Below are 10,980 nucleotides of genomic sequence, written 5' to 3' on the forward strand. Positions count from 1 at the left end.
GCGGTGGTTCGGGATTGGCGCATGCGCGTGAGTCGCTCGCGCGTATTCACCAGTGCCGAACTCCGCGCCCCGGCCGCTAACGCACGGCCATCATGGTTTCAGCGGGGCGCACTGGCGCCCCAGTTACAGGAGTTGTAAGGAAGTATGACAGAACGGAAGATTTATACCGTGAGTGCGGAGATCGCTGGCCGTACCTTGACCCTTGAAGCCGGTCGTTTCGCCGAACAGGCTGATGGAGCGGTGGTAGCGCGGTATGGCGATACGATGCTGCTGGCCACTGTTGTCTGCGCCAAAGAGGCGCGGGAAGGAACCGATTTCTTCCCCCTTACTATTGATTACGAAGAGAAGATGTATGCCGTGGGCAAGATTCCCGGCAATTTCTTCAAACGCGAAGGCCGCCCCACTACCACCGCTATTCTTATCTCGCGGCTGACCGACCGCCCGCTGCGCCCGCTCTTCCCCAAGGGGTTCTATAACGAGGTGCAGGTGATTATCACCACCTTCTCGATCGATATGGAGAACGACCCCGGCCCGCTGGCGATTATCGCCGCCTCGGCAGCTCTGTCGATCAGCGATATTCCTTTCGCCGGCCCGGTCGGCGCGGTGCAGATGGGCCACCTCAACGGCCAGTTGGTCGTTAATCCCAAGATGGGCGAGATGGAGCACAGCCGGCTCGATCTGGTCGTAGCTGGTACCAAAGATGCGGTGTTGATGGTCGAGGCCGGCGCATACGAGTTGACCGAAGATGAGATGTTGCAGGCGGTGATCGATGGTCACGCGGTTTGCAAGCAGATCTGCGATCTGCAAGAGCAGTTGGTACAGCTCTGCGGCAAGCCCAAGCGCCCCTTTACTCCGCCGGTCATTGATACTTCGCTTGAAGAGGCTATCAGCACGTGGATGGGTGATCGCTTGCGCCAAGCGGTGCGTAGCCCAATCAAGCAGGAGCGCGAGGCGCAGACTGAGGCGCTGAAGGCTGAGGTGATCGCCCACTTTACCGCCGATGAGCCGGAGGAAGAGATTCCCAACCGTACCAAAGAGGTCAGCAAGGCGTTCGAGAAGCTGCTCAAGGATGAAGTGCGCAACGCGATCCTCGATGAAGGGATTCGGGTTGATGGCCGCGCTCTCGATGAGATTCGCCCGATCAGCATCGAAGTCGGCGTGGTGCCGCGCGTCCACGGTTCAGCCGTCTTTACCCGCGGCCAGACGCAGGTGCTGACCATTACTACTCTTGGCTCGCCCGGCGATGAGCAGAAGGTGGATGATCTCGGAGTCGAGACGACTAAACGCTATATTCACCACTACAACTTCCCGCCGTTCAGCACCGGCGAGGTACGCCGGCTCGGTACGCCGCGCCGCCGTGACATTGGCCACGGTGCGCTTGCCGAGCGATCGCTGTACGCTGTACTGCCGAGCGAAGAGGAGTTTCCCTACACGATCCGGCTCGTCTCTGAGGTGCTCTCGTCGAATGGTTCGTCGTCGATGGCCTCGGTCTGCGGTTCGTCGCTCAGCCTGATGGATGCTGGCGTGCCGATTAAGGCCCCGGTGGCCGGCGTGGCGATGGGCCTGATCACTGGCGAAGATGGGCGTTGGCGCGTGTTGACCGATATTCAGGGGCTTGAAGACGCGCTCGGTGATATGGACTTCAAGGTGGCCGGCACTGCTAAGGGTGTCACCGGGTTGCAGATGGATATCAAGACGACCGGGATTACCTACGAGATTATGCGGCAGGCGTTTGCGCAGGCACGGGCCGGACGGCTCTTTATTCTCGATAAGATGAATGCGGTGATTAGCGCGCCACGGCCTGAGTTGTCGATCTACGCGCCGCGGATTATGACCATCCAGATTCCGGTCGAGAAGATCGGCGCGCTGATCGGCCCCGGCGGCAAGACGATCCGCAATATCTGCGATACCACCGGCGCCCAGATTGATATTGAAGACGACGGTCGCGTCTTTATCACCACTCCCGACGGTGAGGCGGCCAAGAAGGCGCTTAGTATGATCGAAGGTCTTACCCGCGAAGCAAAAGTCGGCGACATTTTCCTTGGCAAAGTGGTAAGCATCAAGCCGTTTGGCGCCTTCGTCAACATCTTGCCCGGCAAAGACGGTATGGTACATGTGTCAGAGCTTGACGATAAACGAGTCGAGAACGTCGAAGATGTGGTCTCGCTCGGTGACGAGATCAATGTGATGGTGATCGACATTGACCGCACCACCGGCAAGATTAGTCTCAGCCGGCGGGCAGTGCTCACCGGTGAGACGCCGGAAGAGCGGAAGGCAGCCGGCACTGCGCCCCGTCCGCGTCCGCGCGAGGAGTCGCGTGGCGGTCGGGATGAGCAGCGCGGCGGGCGTGAAGAGCCGCGCAGCTTGCGCGAAGAATTGCGCGGCCCGCGCCGCGATGCCGATCGCCCGCGCCCACGGCGGCGTGATGACTAAGCGCCACTGATGATATTGCGCTGAACCACATTGCCACCATCGATGATCGCGCTCAACGCCGCCACTACTCATCGTGAGCTCGGGGGTCACGGCCCCCGTCTCATCCATATCGCGCCGGCCAATGGCTTCCCACCAGAAGCCTATGTCCCCCTCGCCGCCGGTCTAGCGCCGTTTGGGCGCATTCTCGGCTACCGGCCACGCCCGTTGCGTGTCGATGGCGATGCGCAGCCGGGGGGGACATGGCGCGATTTGGCGGCGGATCTGATGGCCGACTTGCAAGCAGTTGCGCACGAACCAGTGATCGGAATCGGCCATTCGCTCGGCGGGATTTTAACTCTTTACGCTGCGGTTGAGCGGCCGGAACTGTTTCGGGCGGTGGGGTTGATTGATCCGGTCTTCTTTCGCCGCCGCTTCCAAGTGCTGATCTGGCTGCTGCGCAAAAGCGGGCAAGGTTATCGCTTTCCGCTGGCGCAAGGCGCGTTGCGCCGCCGCGACCATTTCGCCAGCATTGACGAGGCCCGCCAGCGTTGGCAGGGGCGCGGTGTGTTTGCCGATTTTACCCCCGCCGCACTCGAAGGCTATCTCAGCGGCGGCCTGAAGCCGCACGGCAACGGCTATACGCTGGCATGGCCGAAATTGTGGGAGGCGCATATCTTCGCCTCATCACCGCTCGACGCATGGCGCGATTTGCGCCGCTTGCGCCGGCCTCTCCTGATAATTCGCGGCACGCGCTCTGAGTTGATCACCGATTCGGTCTGGCGCCGTTTCCGCCGGGTAGCGCCCCACATCACCTTGGCCGAGGTTGAGGCAGGTCATATGCTGCCGATGGAAAAGCCGGATGAGGTAGCCGCGATCATCGCGCGCTGGATGCAGGGGATCGGATGATTGCGATTATCCCGTCGCCTCGTCTGGATGCACCCCACGGATCGCTAACCACAGACACCCCGCAGCAATCATCACCGCTATCGCGGCGTAGACGAGCCACGGCGATGGTACCGTTAAATTGCCCACTGATGATGGCACTTCCCACAACCATGGGCCGCTGCCCATCTCAAGTGCGCTGGCGGTGATGCCTAGCGCAATGAATGGGTGCAGGCAAAGAAAAGCGCCCATAGTGTAGACGTAGAGCGGGGTCGGTTGGCCGTCAAAGGCATTAATCAGCAACGAAATCACAAAAAACAGAAACGGCACCAACAACAGAATTGCGATCACCGTCCCCTGCGCCATGACCGTCGCCCCCAACGTCGAGCGCATCACGGTTGACCAAAACAACCCGATTGCCGCGTAACTCACCGCCGTCACTAGTAGGCCTATTACTCCGATCAGCACCTCTTGGGCAGTGACGCCGCCGAAGATCAGGGCTAATCCAGCGATCGGCAGCGAGGCCATAATCAACAACAGGGCAAAGGCAATCGCTGACACTAGCTTGCCGGTCACAATCTGCGCCGGCGACAAGAGCGACGCCAGCAAAAGATCGTATGTCTGCCGCTCTTTTTCGCCGACAATTGCGCCAGCGGTGAGCGACGGCGAGAGAAAGCAAACTTGCACAAGGGCTGCCGTCATCACGGTAAAGAAGATCGCTTTGCCGATCGAACGCGCTGTATTCGGGTCGTTCATACTAGCCGAATTGGCAAAGACGGCGTAGATCAGCAGGGTGATTGCTCCGATGATGGTTAAATAGCCGGTCAAGATCAGCCACGCATTACGCCCGCGAATCCGGCCAAACAGTTCGCGAGTTAGTACCGGGTTGGCAATCAGTTCACGCATCGGTACTCCTTTGCGACACGAAATGGAAACAGTTGCGCATGCTTATATTATCCACTACCGGATAGGAGCGCAATTGCGCCCTTGCGGGGATGGCTCTCGCTTGCGCAGGAGATTGCTTCGGACGCTTTGCGCCCTCACAATGACCGCGGGGCGGGTGGGGAACTGCCGCACTCCAGATCGTAGCATAGCTATCACTGCCCGCAGTTTACCCGATCTAGCAGCGACGTGACAGCGTAAATCGCGCGCATAGTTGGCGTCGGGACGCCGGTCAGATCGGCGAGTTCGACCACTGCCCCTAACAAGGCATCGATCTCGGTCGGACGTTTAGCCTCGATATCTTGTAGCATTGAGGTCTTATGTGCGCCGATCTCTTCGGCCATACGGATGCGGCGCTCGATCGAGACGGGGAACCGCACCCCTAGTGCCTCAGCCACCTGCTGCGCCTCAGCCATCATTGTCACCACCAGCGCGTAGGTGCCCTTATCGGCAATGATTCGGTCGAGCGTGGCGCGGGTTAGGGCGCTAATCGGGTTGAACGAGAGATTGCCCCACAGCTTGAGCCAAATTTCGTTGCGAATATCGGTTTTCACCGGTGCGCGCAAGCCAACCGATTCGAGCAACTTGCTCAGCCCGAGCGCCCGCTCGCTCCGGCTGCCGTCGGGTTCGCCGAGCGTAAGCCGGTTGCCTTCGATATGTCGGATCACGCCGGGCTGCTCGATCGCCGCCGCCGGGTAAACGACACAGCCGATCACCCGCTCGATCTCAGTATTGGCCGCGATTACGCCGCCGGGATCGACCGCCTCGATTCGGCGGCCTTCATAGGGGCCGCCGTGGCGCAAGAAGTACCACCATGGAATGCCGTTCTGGGCATAGACAACCGCCGTATCCGGGCCATAGAGCGCGCGCATCGGCGCAGCTAGCGCCGGCAGCGACTGGGCTTTGACCGCCACGATCACCATATCGTGCGGGCCGGCGGCGGTCATATCGGCAGTGGCCAACGCCGGACGCACCACCTCTTGACGACCGTCGCGGTAGAGTATCGTCAAGCCATTCGCGGCAATGGCCGCTAAATGCGCGCCGCGCGCAATCAGCGTCACTTCAGCGCCAGCCTGTATTAACTTCGCACCGAGCCAGCCGCCAATTGCGCCGGCCCCGACAATGCAGATGCGCATATCAATCCTCGTTTGTTCGCACGTGCAGGTGCTAAAAAGATATATAAGGACAATCGACAGGCTATGGTCTTCCCTGCAAACCGTTGCGCGGTTGCATTTCCCTACTCAACTCAGGATAGCATAAACATAGAGGCATAACGTTGCCCATGAAGGTGACAGTCAGCATCTCTTTGACCCGATCCGGATCGAAAGCAGGAGCCTGCGCTAGCGAAATGAGGCGTTCCCTCACCCAAACATGCAACACCTATCCACCGACGGCGCGCCGACCATGCTCTGAGCAGCGATACAGGCTCTATGCCTGCCCTGATAGGAGCGACAGCACCTTGGACGCCATCTAGGGGAGGGCGTTCATAAAAATCCCCCCATTGAGTCGTTGACAACTGCTTCAGCGAGAACATGTCGTTTAAGTCGTCCTAGTCATTGACTACGTAAGACACGCAGCCTTTACAGTTCGGTGAAAAATCTTCCCCCTCGGTGCAGTTCGGTAGCGACGAAGGTGCTGGTTCCGTTGCTGACGCACCGCATGCGCGAGACGCGGGCCGCACACACCACACCCTTCGCGGCAGTCACGTTGGGGTTTTCACGATCGTTTTGAATGTGCCGATCAACAACGCGGTGCTTGCGTCGGATCGGGCTGCTCTGCCAGCTGACTGAGAGACTACTCGCACGCCATGGAATACCTTGAACGCCATTCGCATACCAATAAACTATTTAAGCTTCTTACTGATGATTTAGCTGGTAGTTAAATTGCTTAATGTCACACCGAACTAAGCATTGTTTCCACCATAAAAGCCCTCTCTTACTACCACTCCCAACTTAGGCAAATCAGTGGTCACTTGTACCGCATCTAGGGCTGGAGAATGAGGCCGAAGCGCTAGGCTTGAACAAAGGCAGACCGGCACGCACACCAATCCCAAGACGAGCCGAGCATAGCGAGGCAAAACCTATGTGTAGGCGCACCATCATAGCTTGTCTCGCAATATTAATGGTAGGAAAACCGTCTTTTCCTGAAACTCATACGCTCCTATGTCCACTGTCCCACCAACGAGACGCGGATTGCCATCTAGGTCGGTAGTAACACCAGCGGGAACAGAGACGTTATCTCCTGCGTCGATGGCGGGCGAGTCAGACTGAAGGCGATAGTTTGCCTCAGTGGGGTTCACGAAGCGCGGGTCGCCTTCCACATGGTTTGTCCCATGCGTCTCGCCTTCTTCGCCGCGAAAGCCGTCAATCAAGTTATGATCAATCACCACCGAGCGAACGCCTGCACTCACTACAATCTGGAACGAGAGGTTGCTACTGACGATATTGTTGCTCACCAGCACCTCTTCAGCTTCGTTACTGTCTACAGTAATCCCGCCACCCCAGTCGTCAAGACCGTTACCTCTTACTGTGTTGTTGACGATGGAGATACCGCGCATCGGGTGGAACGCCGAGTCGCCGTTACGTGTGATGGCGATTCCAACATAGCGGTTGTGGTACGAAAGGTTGGCATACACACGGACATTTTCCAACAGCCCGCCCCTCTCGGAAGCCAGCGCAAAACCGTCGTTCTGTACATCGTGAACAATGTTTTGGTAAACATCAATGTTATAGGTGTGTTTGTCCCAAGCGTCCACGTAGATACCCGGTCGCGGCAGGTGATGAACGTGGTTACGATAGATCTTGCCATTGGCGGAGCCGTCTTTGACATCTATCCCTTCGCCGCCATTGGTACCGGGGCCGCCGTCGTGGATATGGTTGTCCCGCACTTCAAAGGTATCCGTTCCAGCGATGGTAATATCCTCCTGCGCGCCATCGTTGCAGGCTAAGACAACCTCGTTACCTGCCACGATCACGTCGTGGCTATTCCAAACCCCAATACCTGAAGAGACGGTGTTGTGAGTATAGTTCTGCTCGATCACGATATGGCTGGCGGTGTCGGCAAAAATGCCTGCCTGCGCCGAGTTGACGACTCGCAGTCCACTGATCTTGATAAAGCTGCGCCCAGAGAGGTCGAACAGACCACTGTACTGTGGCACTTCCACGCCGTTACCGTCAATCGTGACTGTCTCGCTGGGGTAGGCAGCGTAGACGATGAAATTCCCTGCGCTACCGGAGTGTTTTGGCACAACCCGCTCACGATACGTTCCGCCACGGATATAGACCATCTCACCGGCGTTCAGCGTATCAGCCGCCTTTTGAATAGTCCGCCACGGTCGGTCAATGGTGCCGGGGTTAGCATCGTTCCCGTTGGGCGCGACGTAATGGATTCGTGCGAACGCTTCAGGTGGGACATAAATTTGATACATCTCCACCTGCTCAGTTCCAGCACGGCCCCAGTTGGTGGTGAAGAGAACGCGCGTCAGACTGCGGTTAGCAGTCGCTTGCGGTTCGGCCCAGTAATCGTGTTCTTGATTCTCATCCACTAGCGAGTATGTGTGCGCTAAGCGCACGACACGCCCGTTCGCTGCAAGTTCGATGAGGAAGACCGAGTCGTCCATCCAAGCATGCGAGACGGCATCGCCGTCGTGGGTAGAAATCACCGCCCAGCCGGGGTGGTTGAAGGCACGTCCGGAGAAGTGCAGACCAACTCTCGTGGAGGAAAAATCAATCGGCCAGAGAGAGGTGACAGCGCCTGTCGCTAGATCAAGCATAGCAATATGGTCGGTGTCTATGTCTTGATACACCAAGACCTCACGCCCTTGCGCGTCGAGTGCGGTGTCAGAGTGGCCGATGATGCGCAGCAGGCCACGCCCGTTCTGTAAGGCGCGGTCATACACCATAAGACCGCAGGGATTGGCGGTCGTGCCCAGATGCCCCAACGCACAGGATTCATCCATGGAGACAAGGAAATAATTTCCCAACGGGCTGATGGTAACGCTGTCTATCTCGCGGGCAGTTTCAGACCAGCCGCGCGTATCGAGCGTGGCCGTTACTTGATTCATCTGTAGGTCGTAAACGAGCAGCGCGCTAGTCAGCCAGTGTTCGTCTTCAGCCATTAGTCCCCACCAGCGACCATCGCGGGAAGGACTACCTTCATAACGTCCCCACACGGCGACTAAGCGCTGGTCGGGGAAATCATTGGCAAATTCGTGGACGAGAGTGGTCTGCTGGGTGGCGATATGGTACGACATCAGGCGCGTCTCGTCTGAAAAATAAATGATGTTGGGATCGGTCATGCTCCAACGTGGGTCGATACCGAGCGGTAGTGCGCCGAGCGGCTGAAGGGTCTGAGCGTGGTAAAGATACCAGCCGCCCTGCGTGCTCATAACAAGGATGCGAGTCTCGTCGGCATTGAAGGACTGGACACGCGCATAGGTGTTCTTCAGCCCGCTCGCTTCAGTTTTGTCGTTCACGCGGTCGGTAACGCGGATCACGCAGCGGCCAAAGACCGGGTCGCGGAAGGCAGTACGCGGTGTAGGTTCACTCATGGCGGGCGGTTGGCGCACAGCGAGGTCGGTGATTGGCGACGGTTCGGTATCGGAACATTGGAGCGGTACGGCGAATCCGTTCTGCAACAAAGGCGGCGAGAGTGTGTCAGTAGGCGCTACGGTTGTTTGTGGTATAGACGTAGACATACAGGAGACGAAACCTATTGCCAGCAATGTACACCAAATGATCACCTTATTTGTCATCGCATTGTGCCTTTCGCGAAAGGAGTGATAGGTGCATTACCCAACAAGTTGCCGCTCTGCTACGTCGGATGGTAGCGAATGACGCCTGTTCGCAACGAAATCTACCAGCTATAGCACGATTGAAAATAAGGTGCGCGAGGGCATTGGGACATCCTATCGTTGACGTTTCTGGTGAAGCTACACAACCGATTTGAACAAATGCTTTGGGGCTGCTATTCCGGCAAGCACTATGCCCAGTGGCGTCTATGATCTACATGCGACAGTTGTGATGATCAGAGATGCCAGAGGTGATCGCCTTTGAGCGGCTAGCCATCGTGTTTCTCAGGTACATCGGAAGCATCGGATGGTGAAGAACAGTACTCTGCTATATCATCCTATTTTCATGCGAGCGTATCAAAAATGAAGGGTCACCTCCAACGACGGTCAACATCACCAGCAGAACATCAATATAGAATCTGAGACGTTAAGAGTTTTCATAAACGCAACGGCGCGCACGGACTAAGCATATTGTATGGTTAAGACAGCATGTCTTCCATATCATTAGCGATCTATAAATGCACAATAATGAAGGGTAAGCGACTATCCACTTCCTCATATCTCTGACAGATGTGCGCCTTTGCACGTCATCCTGCGCAACGTTGCACCTCTACGCCATTGCCTTCACAGTTTACGCAAATATACTCGCTCTAGCTCGTGCCGTGATCCCTTCACCAAAATCAGATCGGCACTCCAGCGCGTCGGCTCGATGTTTTGTTTGAGGTTCACATAGTTGATTTCGCGCCAGATCCGGCGAGCGGTAGCAATCGCCTCAGCCTCGCTCAACTCGGCGTAGCGCCGGAAATACGATGACGGATCACGGAATGCCGTTTTACGCAGTTGCAAAAAGCGCTCGATATACCAGCGTTCGAGGTCTTGTTCATTAGCATCAACATAGATCGCAAAATCGAAGAAATCCGACACATAGAGCTGCGGTTCGCGCCGGGTACTGGCGCCGCGCTGCAACACATTCAACCCTTCGACGATCAATACATCGGGGTGATCGACTACCTGAAACTGATCGGGGACAATATCGTATGTCAAGTGCGAATAAACCGGCGCAGTCACCGGGCCATACCCCGACTTGATATCAGCGATGAATTGTAACAGCCGGCGTCGATCATAGCTTTCCGGGAAGCCTTTGCGGTGCATAATGCCCCGCTCTTGCAGCACCCGATTAGGGTAGAGAAAGCCATCGGTTGTCACCAGATCCACCTTGAGCTGATCGGGGCCACGGGCCAACAGCGCCTGCAAAATACGGGCAGTGCTGCTCTTGCCCACTGCGACGCTTCCCGCAATGCCGATCACGTAAGGAACGCGGGCCGTTACCGAACCAAGAAACGAGCTTGTCGCCTGATACAACCGGCAAGCGTTTTCGTAATAAAGCTGCAACAAGCGCACTAGTGGCAGGTAGATGTCGGCGACATCTTCCATTGAGACACTATCGTTTAAGCTCACCAGTGAGTCCAACTCGTCGGCGCTCAGCGGCAAGGGTGTGCCGTTCCGTAATGCCGACCATTCCGACCGCGAAAAACTCACGTAGGGCGAGAGACGCCGTTCGAGTTCAGGCTTGGGGATCATGCCGCTTCCTGTGTGTCAACGCCGGAGGTGGTGGCCGGCAGCATCGTTGCGATGATGAGCAGTCAATGCGTTGTAATTTGCCAATAACACTATCATACCGCAATTTTGGCGTGGCTTGTAAAGCTTTTCACAGCATGTTGCGAACGGCAGGCGGTTCACCTTCCTATGGCATATGGCGGTCTAACTGCCGCCCTCCATGGCAACGCTCTGCCTAGGCTAACCCCAGCGTCTTGGCCATTGTAATCCGTTGCAGCTTACCGGTCGCACCGCGTGGCAACGCGCTGAGGATATGGATCGCGCGCGGCACTTTGAAATCGGCCAACCACCGGGCACAGTGGTCGCGCAGTTCGCGTTCGCTGGCCTCCATCCCCTCG

Annotated in this window: 6 protein-coding genes and 1 pseudogene; 2 read left to right on the forward strand and 5 right to left on the reverse strand. The window is 57.2% G+C overall.

Annotated features, from left to right (window positions below):
- Positions 1-144: 144 nt before the first annotated feature.
- Both pnp and Q1A59_RS14890 read left to right on the forward strand, forming a co-directional pair.
- Positions 145-2,433 (forward strand): polyribonucleotide nucleotidyltransferase, encoded by a 2,289-nt coding sequence (gene pnp / locus Q1A59_RS14885; RefSeq protein ID WP_298405098.1) that lies wholly within the window; start codon positions 145-147, stop codon positions 2,431-2,433.
- A 30-nt stretch (positions 2,434-2,463) separates the two neighbouring features.
- Positions 2,464-3,318, forward strand: coding sequence for an alpha/beta fold hydrolase (locus Q1A59_RS14890; RefSeq protein WP_298405096.1), 855 nt, complete (start codon positions 2,464-2,466; stop codon positions 3,316-3,318).
- Between the two features lie 6 nt (positions 3,319-3,324).
- On the opposite strand, the gene Q1A59_RS14895 is transcribed toward Q1A59_RS14890, so the two are convergent.
- The 5 genes and pseudogenes from Q1A59_RS14895 to Q1A59_RS14915 all read right to left on the reverse strand — a co-directional run.
- Positions 3,325-4,200, reverse strand: a complete 876-nt coding sequence (locus tag Q1A59_RS14895) for an ABC transporter permease (RefSeq protein ID WP_298405093.1) — start codon at positions 4,198-4,200, stop codon at positions 3,325-3,327.
- Positions 4,201-4,391: 191 nt separating this feature from the next.
- Entirely contained in the window at positions 4,392-5,372 is a 981-nt protein-coding gene (locus Q1A59_RS14900) for a 2-dehydropantoate 2-reductase (RefSeq protein WP_298405090.1), read from the reverse strand.
- Between the two features lie 962 nt (positions 5,373-6,334).
- Complete coding sequence (locus Q1A59_RS14905) at positions 6,335-8,989, reverse strand: right-handed parallel beta-helix repeat-containing protein (RefSeq protein WP_299645189.1); 2,655 nt, start codon at positions 8,987-8,989, stop codon at positions 6,335-6,337.
- 660 nt (positions 8,990-9,649) lie between these two features.
- Positions 9,650-10,606 (reverse strand): type I pantothenate kinase, encoded by a 957-nt coding sequence (gene coaA, locus Q1A59_RS14910; RefSeq protein ID WP_298482294.1) that lies wholly within the window; start codon positions 10,604-10,606, stop codon positions 9,650-9,652.
- A 211-nt stretch (positions 10,607-10,817) separates the two neighbouring features.
- Positions 10,818-10,980: pseudogene (locus Q1A59_RS14915) on the reverse strand (AMP-dependent synthetase); the annotation flags it as partial.

This window comes from uncultured Chloroflexus sp. (genome assembly GCF_937951745.1).
Taxonomy (GTDB): domain Bacteria; phylum Chloroflexota; class Chloroflexia; order Chloroflexales; family Chloroflexaceae; genus Chloroflexus.